This is a genomic window from Nocardioides turkmenicus, assembly GCF_011045035.1.
Taxonomy (GTDB): Bacteria; Actinomycetota; Actinomycetes; order Propionibacteriales; family Nocardioidaceae; genus Nocardioides; species Nocardioides turkmenicus.
Genome location: NZ_JAALAA010000003.1, coordinates 240111 through 264013 on the forward strand (window position 1 = coordinate 240111; position 23903 = coordinate 264013).

Here is a 23903-nt window from a genome sequence, read left to right on the forward strand (position 1 = left end):
ACACACCCGAGATCTCCCCCGGAAGGAAACATCACCCCATGAAGTGGCTCTTGCTGCTTGCCCTCATTCTCGTCCTCGCCCTCCTGATCTGGTTCTTCTTCGGACGCCCGATCCGCAAGGACACCAAGGCCGCCCACCGAGCGGACAAGGACCACCCGACGACCGAGACCAGCGCCCCCGTCGCTGCTGCCACGGTGCCTGCCGAGGCGACCGTGACCGAGCCTTCCGCTGAGGCTCCTGCCGCCGACGCTCCTGCCGAGACTCCCGCGGCCGAGACCCCCGCGGGTGAGGAGCCGGTCGAGGCTCCTGCTGAGGTCGAGACCGCCGTGGCCGAGGAGACCGCCGTCGACGAGGTGACGGAGGCCGACACCGCCGCCGTCGTCGCCGAGGCAGAGAGCGTCACCGCCGAGGCCGCTGCTGCTGACGCGGCTGCCGAGGCCACCACGGAGAGCGCGGCCGCCCCCGAGGCCGACTCCGCCGAAGCACCGACCGCCGACCCCGCTGAGGCCGTCGCCGCCGAGCCCGTGCCCGCCGCTGAGCCGGTTGCGGCTGAGCCCGCCGCGGAGCAGACCGAGGAGCCCGCTGTCGAGGTCGCCGCGGCCGCTCCCGTCGCCGCCGAGCCGGAGGCCGCCGAGGCGCCCGCCGCGACCGACGGCGCGCCCTACGCCGGCGCCGTGCTGCCCGCCGCCGACGGCAGCAGCTCGGATGCTGCGTACACGATCAAGGGCAGCAGCGGGAAGAAGTACCACACCACCGCGAGCCCCTACTACGGACGTACGAAGGCGGCTGTCTACTTCGACACCGTGGAGTCGGCCGAGGCGGCCGGGTTCGTCGGCGCGAGCAGCGACTTCTACGACCGGGGCAAGAAGGCCGCGGCCGCCGAGACGGACCAGCCGCTGCCGCCGGCGAGCAGCTACGGCGCGGGTAGTGCCGACCCGCTCGCGGACGGCTCCAGCCCGCACCCGGCGTACGTGGTGAAGGGCAACATCCGCAAGGACGGCGCCAAGCGCTACCACACCTCCGAGAGCACCGCCTTCAAGCGGACCCAGGCCGAGGTCTGGTTCGACAGCGAGGAGTCGGCCGAGGCCGCCGGCTTCGTGATCGGCTTCAAGAAGAAGGCCAACGCCTGAGCGAAATTCGCAGCAGACGTACGAAGGTCGCAGTCCCCTGGGGGCTGCGACCTTCGTACGTCTCAGGCGGTCCTAGGACTCGAGGGAGGCCAGGCGGGCGGCCAGGTCGGCGTCCACGGCGCTGCCGATGACCGGCTCGAGGTCGCCGTCGAGGACCTGGTCGAGGTTGTAGGCCTTGTAGCCGGTGCGGTGGTCGGAGATGCGGTTCTCCGGGAAGTTGTACGTCCGGATGCGCTCGGAGCGGTCGACGGTGCGTACCTGGGAGCGGCGGGCGTCGGAGGCCTCCGCGTCGGCGGCGTCCTGGGCGGCCTGGAGCAGACGCGAGCGCAGCACGCGCATCGCCTGCTCCTTGTTCTGCAGCTGGGACTTCTCGTTCTGCATCGAGACCACGATGCCGGTCGGGATGTGGGTGATCCGGACCGCCGAGTCGGTGGTGTTGACCGACTGACCGCCGGGGCCCGAGGAGCGGTAGACGTCGATGCGGAGGTCGTTGTCGTTGATCTCGACATCGATGGGCTCGGCCTCGGGTACGACCAGGACACCGGCCGCCGAGGTGTGCACGCGACCCTGCGACTCGGTGACCGGCACCCGCTGGACCCGGTGGACGCCGCCCTCGAACTTGAGCAACGCATAGGGGGCGCGACCGGGCTCGGGAGTGCCCTTCGCCTTCACCGCGACGGTGACCGACTTGTAGCCGCCGAGATCGGACTCGGTGGCGTCGAGGAACTCGAGCTTCCAGCCCTGGCGCTCGGCGTAGCGGGTGTACATCCGCAGCAGGTCGCCGGCGAACAGCGCCGACTCCTCACCGCCCTCCCCCGACTTCACCTCGAGGATCGCGTCCTTGTCGTCGGTGGGATCGCGGGGCACGAGCAGGCGACGCAGCCGCTCCTCGGCCTCCTCGCGCTGCGGCACCAGCGCCTCGGCCTCCTCCGCGAACGCGGGGTCCTCCCCGGCCAGCTCGCGGGCGGCCTCGATGTCGTCACCGAGCTGCTGCCAGGCGCGGTAGGCGTCGATGATCGAGCTCAGCTCGGCGTACCTCTGGTTGAGCTTCTTCGCCAGGCGCGCGTCGGCATGTGTCTCGGGCTCGGCGAGCCGCTTCTCCAGCCCGACGTGCTCCTCGATCAGTCCCTCGACCGCTTCAAACTGTGACATCTCCGCCTCGCTTCTCGCCTGGGATGAAATGCGCCGCGCCGGCCCCCACGACACGTGGGAGCCGGCGCGCTGAGAGCTACTTGCCGCGCTTGCCGAAGCGAGCCTCGAAGCGAGCCACGCGACCGCCGGTGTCGAGGATCTTCTGCTTGCCCGTGTAGAACGGGTGGCAGTTGGAGCACACGTCGGCACGGATGGCGCCTTCGGCAACGGTGCTGCGGGTGGTGAACGAGTTGCCACAGGTGCAGGTGACCTGGGTCTCGACGTACGTCGGGTGGATGTCGGGCTTCATGAGGTTCCTCTCAAGACATGGGGTTCCGGGTCGCCGCCGCAGGTTGCGGGACGTGAACCGGCACCGAGGATTCAGTGTATGTGAACGCCTGGGGCCGCCAATAATTCCCGGCGGCCCCAGGGCGCTCAGCTGACTCAGGCCTTGGCGACCTCGTTGAGCAGCACCATGTTGGTGGGCGACCCGGCGACCTTCTCCGCGAGCACCGAGGCGGCCTTGGCGCCGTCGAGGGTGGCGAGCGAGGCACGCAGCTTGCGCACCGCGTCGCCCTCACCGCCGGCGAAGAGCAGGTCGTCGCGGCGGGTGCCCGACGCGTTGACGTCGACGGCCGGGAAGATGCCGGCCTCGGCGTACTCCTCGCTCAGTCGCAGCTCGGAGTTGGCGGTGTCCTTGAACGCCTCGAAGATGATCTCGTCGGTCTTCGAGCCGGTCTCGACCGCGGCGGTGGCGAGGATGGTCAGCGAGCCGCCGTCCTCGACGTTGCGGGCGGCACCGAAGAACCGCTTCGTCGGGTAGAGCGCCGCCGAGTCGACGCCGCCACCGAGGATCCGGCCCGAGGCCGGGACGGAGAGGTTGTAGGCCTTGCCCAGACGGGTCAGGCCGTCGAGGAGGACGACCACGTCGTGGCCGAGCTCGACCAGACGCTTGGCCCGCTCGATGGCCAGCTCGGCAACCACGGTGTGGTCGGCGGGCTGCCGGTCGAAGGTGGAGGCGATGACCTCGCCCTTGACGCTGCGTTCGAAGTCGGTGACCTCCTCGGGGCGCTCGTCGACGAGCACGACCATCAGGTGGCACTCGGGGTTGTTGGCCGTGATCGCTCCGGCGATCGCGTGCAGGACCGTGGTCTTGCCGGCCTTCGACGGCGAGGCGATCAGGCCGCGCTGGCCCTTGCCGATCGGCGAGACCAGGTCGATGACCCGGCCGGTCACCGGGTCGGTGCCGCCCTCGAGGCGCAGCCGCTGGTCGGGGTGGACCGGGGCGAGCTTGTCGAACTCCACGCGGTGCTTGGCGATCTCCGGGTCGGCACCGTTGACGGAGTCGATCCGCACCATCGGGTTGTACTTCTCCTTGCGCTCGCCCTCGCGGGGCTGGCGCACCTGGCCGACGATCGCGTCACCACGGCGGAGGCCGAGGCGCTTGACCAGCGACAGGGAGAGGTAGACGTCGTCCGGTCCGGGCAGGTAGCCGGAGGTGCGGACGAAGGCGTAGTTGTCGAGCACGTCCAGGATGCCCGCCGCGGGCACCAGCACGTCGTCCTCGAGGATGGTCGTGTCCGGCTCGCCGCGGCCCGGGCGGTTGCGGTCACGGTCGCGGCCACGACGGCGGCGGTTGCGGCGGCTGCCGCCCTCGCCCTGGTCGTCGTCGCCCGCGTCGTCGGCCGACTCGGCCGGCTTCTCCTTCGGGGCGTCCTCGTTCTTCTTCTCGGCGGCGGGCTGGCCGGCCTTGGCCGGGCCCTTGCTCTGGCCACCGGCGGCGGGCTGACCGCCCTGACCGCCCTGGCCGCCCTGGGCCTGGCCGCCGCTCTTGTTCTGGTTGCGCTGGCGGCGCGGGCGCTGGGCACCCTCGCTGCCGGCGTCAGCAGCCTCGTCGGACTTCTCCGCGGGCTTCTCAGCCTTCTCGGCCGGCTTGTCTGCAGGCTTCTCAGGAGCCTTCTCAGCGGCAGGCTTCGCGGCCTTCTCGGCCGGCGCCGACTGCGCGCGGCTGCTCTGGGCGGCCTTGATCGCGTCGATCAGCTGGGCCTTCTTCATCGAGTTGGCCCCGCTGATGCCCATGCCGTTCGCCATCGCCTTGAGGTCGGCGAGGAGCATTCCGCCAAGGCCACCGCGCTTCTTCGGGGCGGCGTTCGGCTCCGGCGCGGTGGATTCCATGGTCTCAGTCACGTGAGTCCTTTCCCACGTATCGCCGATCGGCGTACGACGCCGACGGCTCGTCTTGTCAGAACCCCTGACGCGCCGGTGCGCGCCAAACGAAGTGGCACGGCACGAAAGGGGGATGGCACACCCATAGGCCTGAACGGCCCGACGGATGTATGTCCAGGCTAACACGCATGGCGCCCCTCACAGGAGGGGCCCGGAAGGCCCGGTCAGAGGATGCGTACGCCGTCCATGTCGATGCGCAGCGCATGGCAGGCCCAGCCCGCCGGACAGCGGGCGGCGAGCTTGGTCGTCTCGCCCGACTCGACACCGTTGCTGAACGCCAGGACCGTCGGCCCGGCGCCCGAGACGATCGCCGCGACGCCGTCGGCGCGCAGCTCGTCGACCAGCGCGAGCGACTCCGGCATCGCGGGGCGGCGGTATTCCTGGTGGAGGAAGTCGCGGGTGGCGCGGTGCAGGTGCTCGGGCGCGTCGCTGAGCGCCGCGACCAGGAGCGCCGTACGTCCCGCGTCGGCCGCCGCGTCGGAGTGCGGGACGGTCTCGGGCAGGAGCCCGCGAGCGGCCTTGGTCTCCACGCCGGCCTCCGGGACGAAGACGACGACGCTGACCCGCGGGTCGACGGCCGTGCGGACCGCGAAACTGTGCCGTCCTTCGCCTGGCGGCAGGGCGTCGTCCTCACCCGCGATGGTGAAGCCGCCGTAGAAAGCGGGCGCCACGTTGTCCGGATGCCCCTCGATCTCGGCGGCGGTCTGGAAGAGCGTCTCGTCGTCGAGGATCAGCTCGCCGCCGGCGACCAGGGCACGAGCGAGCACGAGGCCGCCGATGATCGCCGCCGAGGACGACCCCAGGCCGCGCGCGTGCGGGATCCGGTTGCGGCAGTGCAGCCGCAGACCGGCCGGCTGCTTGCCGATGATCTCGAAGGCAGCCCGCATGGAACGTACGACCAGGTGGGACTCGTCGAGCGGGACCGTGCCCTCGCCCGCGCCCTCGACGGTGACCTCCAGGCCATCCGCAACCACTTCCCCGGTGAGCTCGTCACGCAGGTCGAGCGCCAGCCCGAGCGAGTCGTAGCCGGGGCCGAGGTTGGCGGAGGTGGCCGGTACGGTGACGGTGACCGGGCCTTCTACGAACGTCATCGGTGCTACGCGAGCCCTGCTGCGGCGGCCGCGGCCTCGAGGTCGGCGTCGATGACGATCTCGGGGATCTCGCCGAAGTACTCCAGCGCGGTGGCGGTGTCCTTGAGCCCGTGACCGGTGACGGTGATGACCGTGGTGGTCCCGGCGTATGTCTCCCCGAGCTCGAGGTCGGCGAGGAGCCCGGCGACACCGGCCGCCGAGGCGGGCTCGACGAAGACGCCGTCGTTGCGGGCGAGCTGGGACTGGGCGGAGAGGATCTGCTCGTCGGAGAGCGCGCGGAAGCGACCGCCGGACTTGGCGGCGGCGGCCTCGGCGAGCTGCCACGAGGCCGGGTTGCCGATGCGGATCGCGGTGGCCTTGGTCTCCGGGTGCTCGACCGGGTGGCCGAGCACGAGCGGGGCCGCGCCCTCGGCCTGGAAGGCACGCATGACCGGGGTCTTGGTGGCATGGCCGGCCGCTGCGTACTGCTCGTAGCCGAGCCAGTAGGCGGAGAGGTTGCCGGCGTTGCCGATCGGCATCAAGTGGTAGTCGGGGGCGTCGCCGAGGCGGTCGACGACCTCGAAGGCAGCGGTCTTCTGGCCCTCGAGGCGGACCGGGTTGACCGAGTTGACCAGCGCGACCGGATAGCTGTCGGCAAGCGCGCGCGAGAGCTTGAGACAGTCGTCGAAGTTGCCGCGTACCTTGACCACCTCGGCGCCGTGGACCAGCGCCTGGGCCATCTTGGCGGCGCTGATCTTGCCGTTGGGGACGAGCACGACCGGGGTGATCCCGGCCTTGGCGGCGTAGGCCGCCATCGACGCGGAGGTATTGCCGGTGCTCGCGCACACCACGGCCTTCGCGCCCTCGTGGACGGCCACCGAGATGGCCGCGGTCATGCCGCGGTCCTTGAACGAGCCGGTCGGGTTCTGGCCCTCGACCTTCAGCCACACCTCACCCTTGGTGGCGCCGGAGAGCCACTCGGAGTGCACCAGCGGGGTGCCACCCTCGCCGAGCGTCACGGCCGGGGTGTCCTGGGGGATGTCGAGGAGGGTCCGATACTCCTCGATCACGCCGCGCCATTGGCTTGTGGTCATCAGACTGCTCCTTCTACGCGCATCACCGAGGCGACGTCGCGGACGAACTCCATCTCGCGCAGGTGCTGCACGGTCGCCGCGAGCGCGGCATCGGGGGCCTCGTGGGAGACGACGACGAGCTGGGCGTCCTCTCCCCTGCCTTCCTGGCGGACGGCCTTGATCGAGACGCCGTGCTCGGAGAAGGCGGTCGCGACGGCGGCGAGCACGCCGGCCTTGTCGGCCACGTCGAGGCTGACGTGGTAGCGGGTGACTGTCTCGCCCATCGGGCGGACCGCGCGGGCGGCGTAAGCGGACTCGCCGAAGCCGCGGGCGCCGAGAGCCTTGTTGCGAGCCACGGTGACCAGGTCGCCCAGGACGGCGCTGGCGGTGGGCGCGCCGCCCGCGCCCTGGCCGTAGAACATCAGGTCACCGGCGGAGGCGGACTCGACGAAGACGGCGTTGTAGGCGCCGCGTACGGTCGCCAGCGCGTGGGTGCGCGGGATCATCACCGGGTGGACCCGCGCCGAGACGTCGTCGCCGTCGAGCTCGGCGATCGCGAGCAGCTTGACGACACTGCCCATGGCTTTGGCGGAGGCGACGTCGCCCGCGGTCACCTCGGTGATGCCCTCGCGGTAGACGTCGCTGGCGGTGACCCGGGTGTGGAACGCGAGGCTCGCCAGGATGGCGGCCTTGGCGGCCGCATCGAAGCCTTCGACGTCGGCGGTCGGGTCGGCCTCGGCGTAGCCCAGCTCCTGGGCCTCGGCGAGCGCCTCCTCGAAGCCGGCGCCATAGGTGTCCATCTTGTCGAGGATGTAGTTGGTGGTGCCGTTGACGATGCCCATCACCTTGGTGACGTGGTCGCCGACGAGCGAGTCGCGCAGCGGGCGGAGGATCGGGATCGCGCCGGCCACCGCGGCCTCGTAGTAGAGGTCGGTGCCGGCCTTCTCAGCGGCCTCGTAGAGTGTCGGACCGTCCTCGGCCAGGAGCGCCTTGTTGGCGGTGACGACGCTGGCGCCGCTCTCCAGCGCCTTGAGGATGAGGCCGCGGGCAGGCTCGATGCCGCCGATCACCTCGACGACGACGTCGACGTCGTCGCGGGCGACCAGGCCCTGGGCGTCCGTCGTCAGCAGCTCGGCGGGCACCTCGACGTCGCGAGGGGCGTCGAGGCGGCGTACGGCCACGCCCCTGATCTCCAGAGGCGCACCCACTCTGGCGGCGAGATCCGCGTCGCCCTCGAGCAGGAGTCGGACCACCTGGGACCCCACCACACCGCAGCCGAGGACGGCGACGCCCAGGGTTTCGACGGCGTGCGCGGTCGTCTTGTTGCTGCTCACGCGCCCAAGGGTATCCGGGACAGGCTCCAGGATCCGACTTCCGCTCTAGGCGCGGACACCCATCCGGGTCGCCGGGACGAGGGACACCACCCCGACCACCGCGGCAAGGCTGATCAGCAGCGTCGCTCCGCCGACCGGGGCATCGTGGGCGAAGCCCGCGAAGAGGGCGCTGCCGAGCGCGAGCGCGGCCGCCTGGACCAGCGAGTCGTTGAGCTGGAGGGCCGAGGAGGCACGCCCCTCACCACCTGGCTCGGCGGCGCGGAGGGTGAGCACCGAGATGGTGGAGAACGCCGTCCCGATCCCGGCGCCCGCGATCGCCCAGCCGACGACCGGGACGGCGATCGGGCCGCCGGCCACGCTCGCTGCCAGGATCGCGATGCCGACGGTCATCACCGCGGCACCGAGGACGACACGGAAGGTCTCGTCGGCCAGGAACCTCAGGTTGACCGCTGCCCAGGCCGCGCCCGACCAGGTGACCGCGCCGACCGTCAGCACCCACCCGGCCGCGGTCAGGGACAGGCCGCGGTCGAGGGTGAGGAGGAGCGGGACGTACGCCTCGGCGCCGGCGAACGCGGCGGCGATCAGGCCGCGGGTGGCGACGATGCTGGCCAGGCCGCGTCGGCCGGTCCAGGTGCCGGGCGGGAGCAGCCGCGGGCCGGCGACCAGGACGACCGCGAGCGCCGCGGCCAGGAACGCGGGCCACGCCGGCAGATCGCGCTGGCCGGCCAGGCTCACCAGGAGTACGCCGACCGCCGCCACCCCCGCCCACGCGAGTCTCACCCCCGTGCCCGACGGGACACCGTCACCGGGCTGCGAGGGCGCGTCCCCGACCATCAGCCAGGAGAGGACCGCGATGACGGGCACCCCGAGGAAGACCCAACGCCAGCCGACGGTGTCCGCGACCCCGGCGGCCATGACCGGGCCCACCAACGCGGGCAGGATCCAGGCGGCCGTGAGGACCGTGAAGACCCGCGGACGCAGGTCGTCCGGATAGGCCGTGGCCACCACGACGTAGATGGCCACGCCGACGATGCCGCTGCCGAGCCCCTGGACACCCCTGCCGAGGACGAAGACCAGCATCGTGGGCGCGAGCCCGCACAGGACCAGGCCCGTCGAGAAGACGGCGATGCCGGCGGCGAGCGCCGGGCGGGGCCCGCTGCGGTCGGCCCACGCTCCGGCCAGGACGTACCCGATCACGGAGACGGCCAGCGGTGCGGCGAACCCGACGGCGTAGAGGCGGATGCCGTCAAGGTCGTCGGCGACGTCAGGCATCACCGTGGCGACCGCCATGTATTCGAAGGCGATCAGGAAGCCCAGGAAGAAGATGCCTGACGTACGCCGCAGGTTGGCGCCCCTCCAGAGCGAGCGTTCGCTCCCTCGGGTGGCTCGGACCGTGCTCACCCGGTCCTTGTCCCCGTCAGCAGGACGACCTTGCCGGTGGTCTCCCTCGCCTCGAGGGCGCGGTGCGCCTCCGCGGCCTCGGCGAGCGGGAAGGCGGAGCCGACGTACGGCTTGCGGGAGCCGTCGGCAGCCGCCGCGAGCGACGCCTGCTCGAACTCCTTGATCCGCCCCTGGACCCACGGACCGAGGATGTCGATGATCTTCGCACCGCCCTCGTAGCCGTCCTGGTCGCCGGAGAACCGGACCATCCGCCCGTCGTTCTCGAGGTGGGCGTAGACCTGCCTCGGTACGTCACCCCCGACCCCGTCGAGAAGAACCGTGATGCGGGGCTCCTCTGCGCGAAGCCTCTCCAGCCAGCCGTCCGTGCGGTAGTCGATCGCCGTCTGCGCTCCGAAGCCGCGGGCGATCTCGAGCTTGGCCTCCGATCCCGCGAGCCCGATCGCACGGGCGCCTGCGTTGCGGATGCCCTGGAGCAGGATCGCGCCCATCCCGCCGGCGGCGGAGGTGACCACGACGACGTCGTCGGGGGTGATCTGGGCGGCCTCGAGCACCGCCGCCGAGGTGCGCCCGGTGCCGATCGCAGCCACGGCTTCGGCCGACGCCAGGCCGTCGGGACGACGGTAGAGCTGCTTCTCGTCGGCCACGGCGAGCTCGGCGTAGCCGCCGCTGCTCCCCGGGCCGAGGTGGGCGACGACCTTCGCGCCTCGCCAGGCCTCGTCGACGCCCTCGCCGAGCTCGTCGACCACCCCGGCGACCTCACGACCGGGAGTCATCGGGAGCTCCGGCCGGGGCATCGTCGGCGGCAGGTCGGCCGCTCTGATCGAGGTGTCGAGACGGTGGACGCCGGCCGCCTCCACCCTGATGCGTACCTGGCCCGGACCCGGTGTCGGGTCGGGCACCTCCTCGAGGTGCAGAACCTCCGGACCGCCGAACTCGTGCTGTCTGATCGCTCGCATGCCTCGAGTCAACATGCTCAAGTTGACTTGAGGTCAAGCGATTTCCGCGAACCCTCAGGCGAGCTCCGGGATCGGCCGGAGCACCGCGGCGACATCCCGTGCCAGACGTACGCGGCGGAGCAGCTCCTCCGCGTCGGGCTCGACATCCGTGGTGACGGTGATCGCGTCCTCACGGGCCACCACCCACAGCCGCTCGTCGACGACGTGGCTCGCGAACCGGGACAGCGACCGCGCATGCTCCTCGTCGGCCGCGATGACGGCACCGTCGGGCGTGGTCACGTTGGTCTTGGCGCGGAACTCGGGCGGGAAGAAGACCGGGGTCGGCACCCGGCCGGTGCCGGTGTTGCCGGAGCCCGGCGAGAGCCCGATCATCGCGGCCGTCTTGGGCAGATGCGCCGGGACCCGCACGACCACCCAGCGCGCCGGGCGCCAGGGCCCCTTCCCCGGGGACGCCTTGCCGTGCCAGTACTCCACCAGGATGCCGTCGCAGGTGCCGTCGACGACGAGGTCGCACCGCTCGGCGCGTACGTCGGGGCCCAGCACCTCCCACCGCACCGGACGCTGCGCGGCGGCCTTGCCGACCACCACCGGCCAGCCGAACGTCTGCGCCGCGCGAGTGACGCTGTCGCGCCGTTCCTTGGTCAGCCGGGCGACGGACGTCCGCGGCGCCTGGGACGGCGCCGCAAGGTGTCCTTCTGAGTAGACCCCCCTCGGCATGCGGACCATCGTAGGCTCACATGCCCTCGGATTTCGGGAAGGCGAAACCGAATTTCCTCGGTGACGCGGTTTGATGGGTGCGTGCTGTTCCCCAACGCCGACCTCGAACGCATCCGCACCGGCGAGGTCGACCTCGCCTTCCGCCGCTGGAAGCGGCCGATGCACGTCGCCGGCGGGCGCCAGCGCACCCGGATGGGCGTGGTCGAGTTCGTCTCCGTAGCGCCGGTCTCTCCCGACTCGCTGACCGAGGACGACGCCCGCCGGGCAGGCACCACGCTGCCCGACCTGTTGGCCTTCCTGGCCCGCAAGGACGGCGAGGTCTACCGGATCGAGATGCGCTACGGCGGTGACGACGAGCGGGTCGCGCTGCGTACGAAGCGTCCCGGGAAGAAGGAGACCGACGCGCTGCTCGCGAAGCTGGCCGACATGGACCGGCGCAGCCGCCGTGGCCCGTGGACCCGGGAGCACCTCGAGCTCATCGAGGCCCGGCCCGGCGAGCTCGCCGAGACCATCGCGGCCTCGATCGGGCGTGAGAAGAAGCCGTTCAAGGCCGACATCCGCCGGCTGAAGGAGCTCGGGCTCACCGAGTCCCTCCCCGTCGGCTACCGGCTCTCGCCGCGTGGGCGGGCGGTGCTGCGGGCGCTGCGGTCGTGATCCTCCAGACCTCTCAGCCCATGTCGGTGGCGAAGAGGTCGTCCTCGGTCTCGCGCCGCACGATGACCCGGGCCTCGCCGTCGCGGACGGCGACGACAGGCGGCCGCAGCGCGTGGTTGTAGTTGGAGGCCATCGAGCGCCCGTAGGCACCGGTGCCGGGGACCGCGATCAGGTCGCCGGGAGCGATGTCGGCGGGCAGGAACTCGTGCTTGACCACGATGTCGCCGGCCTCGCAGTGCTTGCCGACCACGCGGCCGAGCACGGGCTCGGCCGACGAGGACCGGCCGGCGAGGGTGGCGGAGTAGTCGGCGTCGTAGAGAGCCGTGCGGATGTTGTCGCTCATCCCGCCGTCGACGCTCACGTAGGTCCGGGTGGCGCCGCCGTCGAGGGCGACCTCCTTGACGGTGCCGACCGTGTAGACCGTGCACATCGAGGGACCGACGATCGCGCGACCGGGCTCGATCGAGAGATGGGGCACCGCGAGGCCGAAGCCACGGCACTCGTGCTCGACGATCGCGGTCAGCTCCTCGGCGAGTGCCTTGGGCGTCGAGGGGTCGTCCTGGGTGGTGTAGGCGATGCCGAAGCCGCCGCCGAGGTCCATCTCGGGCAGCTCGGTGCCGAGCTCGTCTCGGATCCGGGCCTGCAGCGCCAGCACCCGCCGGGCGGCGACCTCGAACCCGGAGGAGTCGAAGATCTGGGAGCCGATGTGGGAGTGGAGGCCGCGCAGCTCGACGTTGGGAGCGTCCAGCAGGCGGCGTACGGCCTCGAAAGCGTCGCCCGACGAGATCGAGAACCCGAACTTCTGGTCCTCGTGGGCGGTGGCGATGTACTCGTGGGTGTGGGCCTCGACCCCGGCGGTCACGCGCACCATCACCCGCGCGGTGATCCCGGTCTCGGCGGCGATCGACGCGACCCGCTCGACCTCGGCGAAGGAGTCGACGATGATCCGGCCGACGCCCGCGACGATCGCCCGGCGCAGCTCCATCGGGGTCTTGTTGTTGCCGTGGTAGCCGATCTTCGCCGGATCCACCTCGGCCCGCAGCGCGACCGAGAGCTCGCCGTTGGAGCAGACGTCGAGGCAGAGCCCCTCCTGCGCCACCCAGCGCGCCACCTCGGTGCACAGGAACGCCTTGCCGGCGTAGTAGACGTCGTAGCCGGTGAAGGCGTCACGGAACGCGCGGGCCCGCTCGCGGAAATCGGCCTCGTCCAGGACGTACGCAGGGGTGTTGATGTTGGCGACCAGGTCGGGCACCGCGACGCCGCCGACGGTGAGGACGCCGTCGTTCTTCTCGGCCGTCGCCGACCAGAGCGCGGGCACGAGAGCGTTGACGTCGTCGGGCGTCTTTAGCCAGACCGGCGAGGTGCCGGTGAACGAGCCCGGGGAGGCGTGGGCCGTCATCACATACGCTCCGGGGCGGAGACGCCGAGCAGGCCGAGGCCGTTGGCGAAGACGGTGCGAGCGGCGGAGACGAGCGCCAGGCGGGCCAGGTTGACCGGCGCCACCGGCTCGTCGCCCTTGGGCAGCATCCGGCAGTCGTCATCGTCGTACCAGCGGTGGAAGATCCCGGCGGTGTCCTCCAGGTAGCGCGCGACCCGGTGGGGCTCGCGCAGTTCGGCGGCGGTCGCGACCACGCGCGGCAGCTCGGCCAGGGCGCGCAGCAGCTCGCCCTCGCGCTCGTGGGTGAGCAGCTCCGGCTCGAAGGTGTCGAGGTCGATCTGCATGCCGAGGTCGGCGGCGTTGGCCATCATCCGGCACGTGCGGGCATGGACGTACTGCACGTAGTAGACCGGGTTGGCGCTGTCGGCCTTGGCCCACAGGTCCAGGTCGATGTCGATGTTGGAGTCGCTGGAGTAGCGGGCCAGCGCGTAGCGAGCCGCGTCCACGCCGATCGCCCCGACGATGTCGTCGATGGTGACGACGGTGCCGGCACGCTTCGACATCCGCATCGGCTGGCCGTCCTTGAGGAGGTTGACCATCTGGCCGATCAGGATCTCGAGGTTCTCGTGGGGCGTGTCGCCGAAGGCGGCGCACATCGCCATCATCCGGCCGACGTAGCCGTGGTGGTCGGCGCCCAGCATGATGAAGCAGCGGTCGAAGCCGCGCTCGCGCTTGTCGAGGTAGTAGGCGAGGTCGCCGGAGAAGTAGGCGCCGTTGCCGTCGGCCTTGATGACCACGCGGTCCTTGTCGTCACCGAACTTCTCGGTCGCCAGCCAGATCGCGCCGTCCTTCTCGTAGACGTTGCCGAGCTCGCGGAGCTTCTCGATGGCGCGGTCCACGGCACCGGACTTGTGCAGGTTGTCCTCGTGGAAGTAGACGTCGAAGTCGACGTTGAAGTCGTGCAGGCTCTGCTTGATCTCGGCGAACATCAGCTCCACGCCGATCGCCCGGAAGACCTCCTGCGGGTCGTCGGCCTCGAGCGCGTTCGGCTCCTTGGCGAGGACCTGCTTGGCGATCTCCTCGATGTACGCCCCGCCGTAGCCGTCCTCCGGCACCGGCTTGCCCTGCGCCCAGGCCAGGAGCGAGCGGGCGAAGCGGTCGATCTGGCCGCCGTGGTCGTTGAAGTAGTACTCCCGGGTGACCTCGGCGCCGGACGCCTGCAGGACCCGGCCGAGCGCGTCGCCGACCGCGGCCCAGCGGACGCCACCGAGGTGGAGCGGGCCGGTCGGGTTGGCGGAGACGAACTCCAGGTTGATGTTGTGGCCCTTGAAGGAGTCGTTGTTGCCGTAGGAGGCGCCGGCGGCGACGATCTCGCCCGCCAGCTTCCCTTGTGCCCCGGCCTCGACGGTGATGTTCAGGAACCCGGGACCAGCGATCTCGATGTCGGCGACGCCGTCGTGCTCCTTGAGCTTCGCGGCGATCTGCTCGCCGAGCTGGCGGGGGTTGGTGCCCGCCTTCTTGGCCAGCTGCAGCGCCACGTTGGTGGCGTAGTCGCCGTGCCCCTTCTGCCTGGGTCGCTCCACCGTGACCGTGCTCGGAACGCCGTCGGGAAGGGTGATCGCACCCTCATCGACGAGCGCGGTGAGGACATCGACGACCGCGGTGGAAAGCTGCTCAGGAGTCACGGGGTCCAGCGTATAAGCGCCAGTCGGTTTCACCGTTATCCGTCCCAGCCTGTAGGGTTCCATCTGCACCACTCAGGTGGTGCACTGCCTCCGTAGCTCAGGGGATAGAGCGCCGGTTTCCGGTACCGTAGGCCGCAGGTTCGATTCCTGCCGGGGGCACACATGAAACCGCTGGGTGACCAGCGGTTTCTTTCATTTGTCGGCGAGCGTGTGGGCGACGAGGGCGTTGGCGTGGCCGTGCCCGAGGCCGTACTCGCTCTTCAGGTGGGCCACGATCTGCATGTGCTTGGTGATCCCGCAGTCGCGGATGATCTGCTGCCACTCCGCGATCGGGCGGCCGTACTTCTTCTCGATGGACGGGAAGTAGGAGGCGGGGCCCTTCACCTGGTCGGTCATCTCTGGTCTCCTTGGTAGATCGTGGCGACGATCGCCACACGCCTACGCGTCGAACCACGCTCGGCCGCTTCGACACGACCATCCAAGAGATTTCGGGAGACCCACGTGACCAGCTATCCCCCAGCCCCTTGGCACATGCACGGCTCGATGTGGCTCTCGGTCTACCGGCTCGCCCACGACGTCGACGAGCGGCACCCGAAGGGCATCTACGCCGTCGCCCTGGTCGACTACACCGAGCCGAGCCCGCTGACCTACCACGAGCTCCTCTCCGCCCGGGTGATCACCGCCTCCAACGGGAAGAAGGCGGTGAGCGTGGTCGACATCTGGGTGGACTCCCCCGACTCCGTGGCCGGCGGCCGTACGTTGTGGGCGATCCCCAAGGGGCTGGCCAAGTTCAGCGGCGGGTCGTCGCAGAAGGGGCCGCTGGCGACCCACACCTGGGAGGCGAGCCACGACGACGGTCCGATCGCGTCCGCGAAGTTCAGCGACGTCACCCAGCTCGCCCCGCGCCTCCCGATGCAGGGCAACGTCGAGCAGCCCGGGATCGAGGAGCACCCCGACACCGCCTGGCTCACCATGAAGGGCGGCGCCAAGCTCCTCCCCGCCCGCGGCACCTGGAACTTCGACCCCGACGGCCCCCTCGCCTACCTCCGCGGCGCCACCAAGATCGGCTCCTTCCGCGGCAAGGGCTTCGAGGTCGACTTCGGCTGAGCAAGAGTGTCGGTGGCTGCACGTAACGTCGAAGGCATGAATGCACTCCACATCGACTACCTCGAGCTCGCGGTCACCGACCTCCCGGGCTCACGCACCTTCTACGAGTCCGCCTTCGGCTGGTCCTTCAACGACTATGGCGGGGTCTACGCCGGGATCGTCGGTCCCGACGGCAAGGACGAGAGCTGCGGGATGTACGCGTCGGAGACGCCGGTCGCGCCGCTCCCGCTGATCCGCACGACCGATCTGGAGGCCGCGCTGGCGGCCGTCGAGACGGCCGGCGGGACGATCGCCGAACCGCCCTACGACTACCCCGGCGGGCGCCGGTTCATCTTCACCGACCCGTCGGGGAACCGGCTCGGCGTCTACCAACCCGCCGAGTAGCCGCTAAACCTAAGGCTCGACCGAATTACGGAGGCCGCTCTAGACTCCGACCGCATGACCGACGCTACGCCGGCTCTGCTCGCGTATCTGTCCCGGTGGCTCGACGAGTCCCAGGGCGATCGCGACGCGGAAGCCGTTCTCTGGGGGAGAGTCGCGAAGGTGAGCGAAGGGGCCGGCGAAGCCATCGCCGCACTCATCGGAGCCACCGGCCATCATCCCCGAACGGGCACGACCCACAGCCACGACGAGCTCGTCGATGAGTTCTTCGATGTTGCGATCACCGCGATGACCACGGCCGAGCCCGCCACCGTCACGACCTGACGGCTACGACTTCCGCTTCGCTGCCTTCCGCTGTGCCCGGAGGCGGCGCTCCTCGACGTACATCGCCTCCGCCTCCTCGAGCGTGGGGGCCGAGCCGCCGTACGCCTTCGGCAGCCACCACGAGCCCGGGGGCTGCTCCTCGGCCGGGTGCGCCTTGATCAGCCGGTCGAGCATGGTCTCCATCTGCGACTTGAGGGCTGCGGTCTCCGCAGCGGGGTCCTCCCCCGTCACCGGCAGCGGCGGGCCGATCTCGATGCCGATCGTCTTGTGGCGCGACAGGTCGACCTTCTGGCCCTTGGTCATGATCCGCTGGGTGCCCCACAGCACGACCGGGACCAGCGGCACGCCGGCCTCGGCGGCGATGCGTACGGTGCCGGTCTTGAGGTCCTTGATCAGGAACGAGCGCGAGATCGTGGCCTCGGGGAAGATCCCGACGATCTCGCCGTTCTGGAGGTACTCGACGGCCTTCTTCATCCCGGCCGCGCCGTAGCTGCGGTCGATCGGGATGTGGTGGAACGAGCGCATCACCGGGCCGCCGACGGGGTGGTCGAAGACCTCCTTCTTGGCGATGAACCGGGTCAGCCGGCCACGCTCGGCGCCAGGGAACCCGGCCATGACGTAGTCGACGAATGACAGGTGGTTGATCGCCAGCAGGGCACCGCCCTTCTCCGGGATGTGCTCCGCGCCGGTCATGTTGATCTTGATGTCGCCGAGCTTGAACCAGGTGCGGGCCGCGGCGATCGTGACCGGATAGCTGATGTCCATGGGGCGAATCGTGTCACGTCGGCGTGAACGCCGCCCGACTAGCCTCGCCACGTGAGCGAGCGCCAGCGAGTGAATCAAACAAACAAGACGCGACCGCGTCCGTATCCTGGCGCTCGCGCGACGGAGGTGGTCGCGTGAGCACCCTTTACGTGACGACCACTGATGGGATCCGGCTCGCGGTCACCGACTTCGGGTCACCCGGCGACACCCGGCCGACCCTGGTCTGCGTCCACGGCTACCCCGACAACTCCAGCGTCTGGCTGCCGCTGGTCAGGATCCTCGGCGCCGAGCTGCGGATGGTGACCTACGACGTACGCGGCCACGGCAGCTCGCAGGCTCCGGCCACGCGCGAGGGCTACCTGATCGAGCAGCTCAACGCGGACCTGGAGGCCGTCATCGACGCGGTCAGCCCGTCGGCGCCGGTGCACCTGCTCGCCCATGACTGGGGCTCGACCCAGACCTGGGAGGCGGTCGCCGGCAACGTACCGTCGGAGCGGATCGCGTCGTTCACCTCGATCTCGGGGCCGAGCCTCGACCAGACCGGGGCGTGGCTGCGTACGCCCGGCCGGACCGCCCGCGGCGTCCTCGAGCGCCTCAAGCAGGGCGCCGAGTCGACCTACATCGGCTTCTTCCAGGCGCCGCTGCTGCCCGAGCTCGCCTGGCGCTCCGGGATCCTCGACCGGATCGTCGGCGGGCCGTCCGTCGACCGCACCCGTGCCGACCGGATCAACGGCCTGGAGCTCTACCGCGCCAACGCGATCGCCCGGTTGGGCCGCCCGCAGCCGCGGCCGGTCCGCGTCCCGGTCCAGGTCATCGCCCCGACCGGCGACCTCTACGTCAGCCGTGCGCTCGCCGCCGAGGCACCGGAGCCGTACGTCGCGGACCTGACGGTCCACGAGGTCGAGGGCTCGCACTGGGTGGTCGCCGACCACCCCGAGCGGGTCGCGCCGCTGGTGCGCGACTTCGTCCTCAGCCGGCGCTAGCCCCGGCAGCCTCGGTTGAGGCGGCCGTCGTGGCGCGCGTCGTTGCCCATCGCCCGGGCGGCGCCGACGTTGGGGAAGACCACGCTGGCGGCGCCGGCGTTGCCGATCCCGCCGGGAACGACGCAGGTGCGGACCTTCGCCGGGTTGATCGCGGCGACCGCGTTGCCGAGCTGGTAGAGGTCACGGCCGGAGAGGCCGGTGGTGTGCATCTTCCGCATCACCAGCGAGACGCCCTTGGCCATGAAGCCGACGTCGTGCTGGCGGGCGACGATCTTGCGGTGGATGCCGCGGATGACCCGGGACTGGTTGGCGGAGCGGTCGAAGTCACCGCCGGGCAGCGTCTTGCGGGCCCGCGCGAAGTCGACCGAGTGCGGTCCGCTGATGTGGATGCGGCCCTTCTTGAAGCCGTAGGGCGCGACGTACGGGTCGCTGAAGGCGCGCGGGTTGTCGACGTCGACGCCGCCGATGCCGATCACCAGGTCGCTCATGCCGGAGAACGAGGTGACGAAGACGTACTGGGGCTGCACGCCGACCAGGTTGCCGACGGCGCGGCCCATCAGCTTCGGTCCGCCGAGCAGCAGCGCCTCGTTGATCTTGGAGCGGCCGTGGCCGGGGATGTTGACGTAGGAGTCGCGCGGGATGCTGATGTCGGTCGCGTAGCCCGAGGACGGGTTGAAGCCGATCAGGTGCAGCGCGTCGCCACGGGTGCGGGTGGTCTTCTGACCGGGGCGCGCGTCGGACCCGACCGCCAGCACCCAGATCGTGCCGCCCTTGCGGGTGAACTTGGCCACGTCGAGACCCTTGGCCCACTTCGTGGCGATGAGCTCGGCGCGCGGCTCGGCGACCTGGGCGTCGGGCACCATGACGGCGGTCAGCGCGAGCACCACACCGAGCGCGAGCGTGGTCAGGAAGCGGCGGCGTACGAACGTGGTCATGCGGCTCATGACTTGTCTCCCGAGGGGCTCGGCGAGGCGGAGGCGGGCGTGACCGGCTTCTCCTCGCGGGTGATGTTGAAGCCGAAGACGGCCCACGAGGTCTCGGTCGGCACCATGTCGAGGCTGCCCCGGACGGTCTGGCGCGACTCGCGGTCACCGGTGGTGTCGTAGACCAGCCGCACCCGCGCGACCGCGCCGACCGGATAGTTGTTGTTGGCCAGCAGGTCGACGTGGACGTCGCTGGAGACCACCTCGATCCCGTCGATCTGGGGAGCGATCGTGGCGTTGCTCATCAAGGTCATCTGCTTGCCCGCCTGGGCGACCGCACCCTTGGAGAACCCGGGGAAGGACTTCGCGGTGAACGTGGAGGTCGCGCGCGGGTAGTCGCCCCCGACGTACGCGGCCTGCAGCCAGCGGTCGACGACCTTGGCCACGTTGGTGGCGACCGCCTGGTGCCGGCTCTTGGGGAACTTGCCTTCCACATGGATGAGCTTCGCGGCCGACTTCACGGTCGGCGGAGGGGTCGGCGACGGGGACGGCGAGGCAGCCGGCTTGTCGGGTTCGCCGCCGCACCCGGCGAGCGCGAGAGTGCCGCTCAGTACGGCCGCCGTGAGTGCCGTCGCGACGCGCGGGCTGATCCGCCTACGGGGCTTCGTACTGCTGCTCGTCATGTGGGGAATCCACCTCATCGACCTGCTCCGGGACCGGGCCACCATACGCACATCGACCCGGGTTGCAACTTCCCCCGGGAGGTAACGCAAGATGTGTGACGGATTACATCCTGTCCACAGGAAGAACCTGCATCGGGCATTTGCGTGTTCGTGGGGCTAGCCTTGCTCGTGGGCAACCCATTTCTTACAGTGCGAAAATTCGGAAGAGGCGAATCAAGCCGTGTCCTCAGGCACCCCGTCCCCCAACACTGCCGACATCCCCGCGGAATTCGGCGCCAACGAGTGGCTGGTCGAGGAGATGTACGACCAGTACACGAAGGATCCCAGCAGTGTTGACCCCGTGTGGGTGAAGTTCTTCGAGACCAACGGACAGCCTGGCGCGTCGCCGAACGGCGCCGCGGCCCCGGCCACGCCCGCTGCCAAGTCGCCGGTCCCGACCGCGCCGGCCAACGCTCCGGCCAACGCGCCCGCGCCGACCACCCCCGCATCGGCCGAAGCGCCGGCGGCCAAGGCCGCTCCGGCTCCCAAGGCCAAGCCGCGCCCGGACGCGCAGGCCGCCGAGCCGGCCAAGGGCACCGCGACGCCCACCCCCAAGGACGCCCCGAAGCCGACCGCCGTCGCCGTCACCGACGAGCCGACCTACACCACGCTGCGCGGCATCCCCGCCGCCACCGCCAAGAACATGGACGTGTCGCTCTCGGTGCCGACCGCGACCTCCGTGCGCAACATGCCGGTCAAGCTGCTGTGGGACAACCGCACCGTCATCAACAACCACCTCAAGCGCGCCCGCGGCGGCAAGGTCTCCTTCACCCACCTCATCGGCTACGCCATCATCAAGGCGATCAAGGCGATGCCGGCGATGAACAACACCTACGCCGAGATCGACGGCAAGCCGACCATGGTGACCCCGCCGCACATCAACCTCGGCCTGGCCATCGACCAGCAGAAGAAGGACGGCACCCGCCAGCTCGTCGCGCCCTCCATCAAGGGCTGCGAGCTGATGGACTTCGCCGGCTTCTGGACGGCCTACGAGGACATCGTCCGCAAGGCCAAGGACAACAAGCTGTCCATGGCCGACTACTCCGGCACCACGGTCAGCCTGACCAACGTCGGCGGCATCGGCACCAACAACTCGGTGCCGCGGCTGATGCAGGGGCAGGCCGCCATCATCGGCGTCGGCTCGATGGACTACCCGCCGGAGTTCCAGGGCGCCTCGCCCTCGAAGCTCGCCCAGAACGCGGTCTCGCGGATCATGACGATGACCTCGACGTACGACCACCGGGTCATCCAGGGCGCGCAGTCGGGTGAGTTCCTGGCCACCGTCCACAAGCTCCTGCTCGGCGAGAACGACTTCTACGACGAGATCTTCGCGTCGCTGCGGATCCCCTACGAGCCGATCCGCTGGAACCAGGACATCGACACCACCCACGACGACCAGATCTCCAAGCAGGTCAAGGTCGGCGAGATCATCCACGCCCACCGCGTGCGTGGTCACATGATGGCCGACACCGACCCGCTGGAATACAAGCAGCGGTCGCACCCCGACCTGCAGATCGAGTCGCACGGCCTGACCCTGTGGGACCTCGACCGCGAGTTCCCGGTCGGCTCCTTCGCCGGCGGCCGCAAGCCGTTCATGAAGCTGCGCGAGATCCTCGGTGTCCTGCGTGACTCCTACGTCCGCACCACCGGCATCGAGTACATGCACATCCAGGACCCCGAGCAGCGCCGGTGGATCCAGGACCGCGTCGAGCGGCCCTACGACAAGACCCCGCGCCAGGAGCAGCTCCGGATCCTGTCGAAGCTCAACGAGGCCGAGGCCTTCGAGACGTTCCTGCAGACGAAGTTCGTCGGCCAGAAGCGCTTCTCCCTCGAGGGCGGCGAGACCGCCATCCCGGTCATCGACGAGGTCTGCGAGGCCGCCGCCGAAGCCGGCCTGGACGAGGTCACCATCGGGATGGCCCACCGTGGTCGTCTCAACGTGCTCGCCAACATCGTCGGCAAGTCCTACAACCAGATCTTCCGCGAGTTCGAGGGCAACATCGACCCGCGCACGGTCCAGGGCTCCGGCGACGTGAAGTACCACCTCGGTGCCGAGGGCGAGTTCGTCTCCGACCTGGGCGACACGATCAAGGTCTCCGTCGCGGCCAACCCGTCCCACCTGGAGACCGTCGACCCGGTCCTGGAGGGCATCGCCCGCGCCAAGCAGGACGTGCTCGACCAAGGCCAGGTCTTCCCGGTCCTGCCGCTGCTCGTCCACGGTGACGCCGCCTTCGCCGGCCAGGGTGTGGTCGCGGAGACGCTCAACCTGTCGCAGCTGCGTGGCTACCGCACCGGCGGCACCGTCCACCTGGTCATCAACAACCAGGTCGGCTTCACCACCTCGCCGGGATCCTCGCGGTCCTCGCTCTACGCGACTGACGTCGCGCGGATGGTCCAGGCGCCGATCTTCCACGTGAACGGCGACGACCCGGAGGCCTGCGTGCGCGTCGCGCGGCTCGCCTTCGAATACCGCCAGGCGTTCAACAAGGACGTCGTCATCGACCTCATCTGCTACCGCCGCCGCGGTCACAACGAGGGCGACGACCCGTCGTTCACCCAGCCGATGATGTACGACCTGATCGAGCAGAAGCGCTCGGTCCGCAAGCTCTACACCGAGTCGCTGATCGGTCGTGGTGACATCACGATCGAGGAGGCGGAGCAGGTGCTGGCCGCCTACCAGGCCCGCCTCGAGCAGGTCTTCACCGAGGTGCGCGAGGCCGACAAGATGCCGCAGGCCTGGGAGACCGTCCCGGACTACCCGGAGAAGCCTGCCGGCGAGACCGTCACCGCGATCACCAACGATGTGCTGAAGCGGATCGCGGACGCGTACGTCACCCCGCCGGAGGGCTTCACGGTCCACCCGAAGGTGATGCCGCAGCTGCAGCGTCGCGCGACCGCGATCACCGAGGGCAACATCGACTGGGGCACCGGCGAGATCCTCGCCTTCGGCTCGCTCCTGCTCGACGGGCGCCCGGTACGTCTGGCCGGTCAGGACTCGCGTCGTGGCACCTTCGCCTCGCGCTTCGCGACCATCATCGACCGCAAGAACGCCGACGAGTGGACCCCGCTCAACAACCTCACCGAGGACCAGGCGAAGTTCTACGTCTACGACTCGCTCCTCTCCGAGTACGCCGCCCTCGGCTTCGAGTACGGCTACTCGGTCGCGCGTCCCGACGCGCTGGTCATGTGGGAGGCGCAGTTCGGTGACTTCGTCAACGGCGCCCAGTCGGTGATCGACGAGTACATCTCGGCCGGCAAGACCAAGTGGGGCCAGGACTCCGGCGTCGTGCTGCTGCTGCCGCACGGCTACGAGGGTCAGGGCGCCGACCACTCCTCGGCGCGCATCGAGCGGTTCCTCACCCTGTGCGCCGACGAGGCCATGGTCGTGGCTCAGCCTTCGACCCCGGCGTCCTACTTCCACCTGCTGCGTACGCACACCCTCGGTGCCGAGCACCGGCCGCTGATCGTCTTCACCCCGAAGTCGATGCTGCGCCGCAAGGAGGCTGCCTCGCAGCCGGCCGACTTCACCTCGGGCTCGTTCCAGCCGGTCATCGGCGACGCCGAGGCCGACGCCTCGAAGGTCTCCACCGTGATGGTGGTCTCCGGCCGCCTGACCTGGGACCTCGTCGTCGAGCGCAAGAAGCGGGGCCGCGAGGACGTCGCGATCGTCCGCGTCGAGCAGCTCTACCCGTGGCCGACCGAGCAGCTCGCCGCCGAGCTCGCGAAGTACCCGAACGCGAAGGTCAAGTGGGTCCAGGACGAGCCCTTCAACCAGGGCCCGTGGCCGAGCTACTACCTCAACGTGGTCCCCGAGCTGGGCCGCGAGGTCGAGCCGATCACCCGCCCGGCCTCCTCGACCACCGCCGTCGGCACCATCAAGCGGCACACGGTCGAGCAGAAGGAGCTCATCGAGCGCGCCTTCGCCTGATCCACAACCAAGGCC

Annotated in this window: 22 protein-coding genes and 1 tRNA gene; 8 read left to right on the forward strand and 15 right to left on the reverse strand. The window is 70.2% G+C overall.

The features are described from left to right. The first annotated feature begins 38 nt into the window (after window positions 1–38). Window positions 39–1130, forward strand: coding sequence for a sunset domain-containing protein (locus G5C66_RS04980; protein WP_165109848.1), 1092 nt, complete (start codon window positions 39–41; stop codon window positions 1128–1130). A gap of 72 nt (window positions 1131–1202) precedes the next feature. On the opposite strand, the gene prfA is transcribed toward G5C66_RS04980, so the two are convergent. From prfA to G5C66_RS05025, 9 genes are all read right to left on the reverse strand, one after another. After that, complete coding sequence (gene prfA, locus G5C66_RS04985) at window positions 1203–2282, reverse strand: peptide chain release factor 1 (RefSeq protein WP_165109849.1); 1080 nt, start codon at window positions 2280–2282, stop codon at window positions 1203–1205. 76 nt (window positions 2283–2358) lie between these two features. Beyond that, entirely contained in the window at window positions 2359–2571 is a 213-nt protein-coding gene (rpmE, locus tag G5C66_RS04990; RefSeq protein WP_165109850.1) for a 50S ribosomal protein L31, read from the reverse strand. Window positions 2572–2705: 134 nt separating this feature from the next. Then, window positions 2706–4448 (reverse strand): transcription termination factor Rho, encoded by a 1743-nt coding sequence (rho, locus tag G5C66_RS04995; RefSeq protein ID WP_165109851.1) that lies wholly within the window; start codon window positions 4446–4448, stop codon window positions 2706–2708. A gap of 203 nt (window positions 4449–4651) precedes the next feature. Beyond that, window positions 4652–5578 (reverse strand): homoserine kinase, encoded by a 927-nt coding sequence (thrB, locus tag G5C66_RS05000; RefSeq protein WP_165109852.1) that lies wholly within the window; start codon window positions 5576–5578, stop codon window positions 4652–4654. A 5-nt stretch (window positions 5579–5583) separates the two neighbouring features. Next, window positions 5584–6651 (reverse strand): threonine synthase, encoded by a 1068-nt coding sequence (thrC, locus tag G5C66_RS05005; protein WP_165109853.1) that lies wholly within the window; start codon window positions 6649–6651, stop codon window positions 5584–5586. Next, window positions 6651–7964, reverse strand: a complete 1314-nt coding sequence (locus G5C66_RS05010) for a homoserine dehydrogenase (protein WP_165109854.1) — start codon at window positions 7962–7964, stop codon at window positions 6651–6653. Before G5C66_RS05010 ends, thrC begins: the two co-directional genes overlap by 1 nt. Window positions 7965–8009: 45 nt before the next feature. Beyond that, on the reverse strand, window positions 8010–9365 hold the full coding sequence (locus G5C66_RS05015) for an MFS transporter (RefSeq protein ID WP_165109855.1): 1356 nt from the start codon (window positions 9363–9365) through the stop codon (window positions 8010–8012). Continuing rightward, window positions 9362–10321, reverse strand: a complete 960-nt coding sequence (locus tag G5C66_RS05020; RefSeq protein ID WP_165109856.1) for an alcohol dehydrogenase catalytic domain-containing protein — start codon at window positions 10319–10321, stop codon at window positions 9362–9364. The genes G5C66_RS05015 and G5C66_RS05020 overlap by 4 nt, the downstream gene beginning before the upstream one ends. Before the next feature lie 54 nt (window positions 10322–10375). Beyond that, on the reverse strand, window positions 10376–11038 hold the full coding sequence (locus tag G5C66_RS05025; protein WP_165109857.1) for a hypothetical protein: 663 nt from the start codon (window positions 11036–11038) through the stop codon (window positions 10376–10378). Between the two features lie 81 nt (window positions 11039–11119). Between G5C66_RS05025 and G5C66_RS05030 the strand changes: the two genes are divergently transcribed. Further along, window positions 11120–11692 (forward strand): ASCH domain-containing protein, encoded by a 573-nt coding sequence (locus G5C66_RS05030; protein WP_165109858.1) that lies wholly within the window; start codon window positions 11120–11122, stop codon window positions 11690–11692. 13 nt (window positions 11693–11705) lie between these two features. Here G5C66_RS05030 and lysA read toward each other — a convergent pair whose 3' ends face one another. Continuing rightward, window positions 11706–13091 (reverse strand): diaminopimelate decarboxylase, encoded by a 1386-nt coding sequence (gene lysA, locus G5C66_RS05035; RefSeq protein WP_165109859.1) that lies wholly within the window; start codon window positions 13089–13091, stop codon window positions 11706–11708. Next, window positions 13091–14755 carry an arginine--tRNA ligase gene (gene argS / locus G5C66_RS05040; protein ID WP_165109860.1) on the reverse strand — a complete coding sequence of 555 codons (1665 nt, stop codon included), beginning with the start codon at window positions 14753–14755 and terminating at the stop codon, window positions 13091–13093. Before argS ends, lysA begins: the two co-directional genes overlap by 1 nt. An 86-nt stretch (window positions 14756–14841) precedes the next feature. Between argS and G5C66_RS05045 the strand changes: the two genes are divergently transcribed. After that, a tRNA-Arg gene (locus G5C66_RS05045) sits at window positions 14842–14914 on the forward strand. Window positions 14915–14947: 33 nt separating this feature from the next. Here G5C66_RS05045 and G5C66_RS05050 read toward each other — a convergent pair. Next, window positions 14948–15151: a DUF4287 domain-containing protein gene (locus G5C66_RS05050; protein ID WP_165109861.1), complete on the reverse strand. Its 204-nt coding sequence runs from the start codon at window positions 15149–15151 to the stop codon at window positions 14948–14950. Between the two features lie 105 nt (window positions 15152–15256). Here G5C66_RS05050 and G5C66_RS05055 point away from each other — a divergent pair, with 105 nt between their 5' ends. The 3 genes from G5C66_RS05055 to G5C66_RS05065 are packed head-to-tail and all read left to right on the forward strand — an operon-like array spanning window position 15257 to window position 16567. Then, a complete protein-coding gene (locus G5C66_RS05055) occupies window positions 15257–15862 on the forward strand; it encodes an acetoacetate decarboxylase family protein (RefSeq protein ID WP_165109862.1) in 606 nt (201 codons plus the stop codon). Window positions 15863–15898: 36 nt separating this feature from the next. Next, window positions 15899–16246 carry a VOC family protein gene (locus G5C66_RS05060; protein ID WP_165109863.1) on the forward strand — a complete coding sequence of 116 codons (348 nt, stop codon included), beginning with the start codon at window positions 15899–15901 and terminating at the stop codon, window positions 16244–16246. Between the two features lie 54 nt (window positions 16247–16300). After that, the gene (locus G5C66_RS05065) at window positions 16301–16567 is read left to right on the forward strand and encodes a MazG-like family protein (protein WP_165109864.1); all 267 of its coding nucleotides are present in this window, start codon (window positions 16301–16303) and stop codon (window positions 16565–16567) included. 3 nt (window positions 16568–16570) lie between these two features. On the opposite strand, the gene G5C66_RS05070 is transcribed toward G5C66_RS05065, so the two are convergent. Further along, on the reverse strand, window positions 16571–17332 hold the full coding sequence (locus tag G5C66_RS05070) for a lysophospholipid acyltransferase family protein (protein ID WP_165109865.1): 762 nt from the start codon (window positions 17330–17332) through the stop codon (window positions 16571–16573). A gap of 134 nt (window positions 17333–17466) precedes the next feature. Between G5C66_RS05070 and G5C66_RS05075 the strand changes: the two genes are divergently transcribed. Further along, window positions 17467–18315, forward strand: a complete 849-nt coding sequence (locus G5C66_RS05075; protein WP_165109866.1) for an alpha/beta fold hydrolase — start codon at window positions 17467–17469, stop codon at window positions 18313–18315. On the opposite strand, the gene G5C66_RS05080 is transcribed toward G5C66_RS05075, so the two are convergent. Both G5C66_RS05080 and G5C66_RS05085 read right to left on the reverse strand, forming a co-directional pair. Continuing rightward, complete coding sequence (locus G5C66_RS05080; RefSeq protein WP_165109867.1) at window positions 18312–19259, reverse strand: LCP family protein; 948 nt, start codon at window positions 19257–19259, stop codon at window positions 18312–18314. The two genes, G5C66_RS05075 and G5C66_RS05080, sit on opposite strands and share 4 nt — an antisense overlap. After that, window positions 19256–19921 carry a hypothetical protein gene (locus tag G5C66_RS05085; RefSeq protein WP_165109868.1) on the reverse strand — a complete coding sequence of 222 codons (666 nt, stop codon included), beginning with the start codon at window positions 19919–19921 and terminating at the stop codon, window positions 19256–19258. Before G5C66_RS05085 ends, G5C66_RS05080 begins: the two co-directional genes overlap by 4 nt. Before the next feature lie 220 nt (window positions 19922–20141). On the opposite strand from G5C66_RS05085, the gene G5C66_RS05090 reads away from it, so the two are divergent. Then, entirely contained in the window at window positions 20142–23888 is a 3747-nt protein-coding gene (locus tag G5C66_RS05090) for a multifunctional oxoglutarate decarboxylase/oxoglutarate dehydrogenase thiamine pyrophosphate-binding subunit/dihydrolipoyllysine-residue succinyltransferase subunit (protein WP_165109869.1), read from the forward strand. Window positions 23889–23903 lie beyond the last annotated feature (15 nt).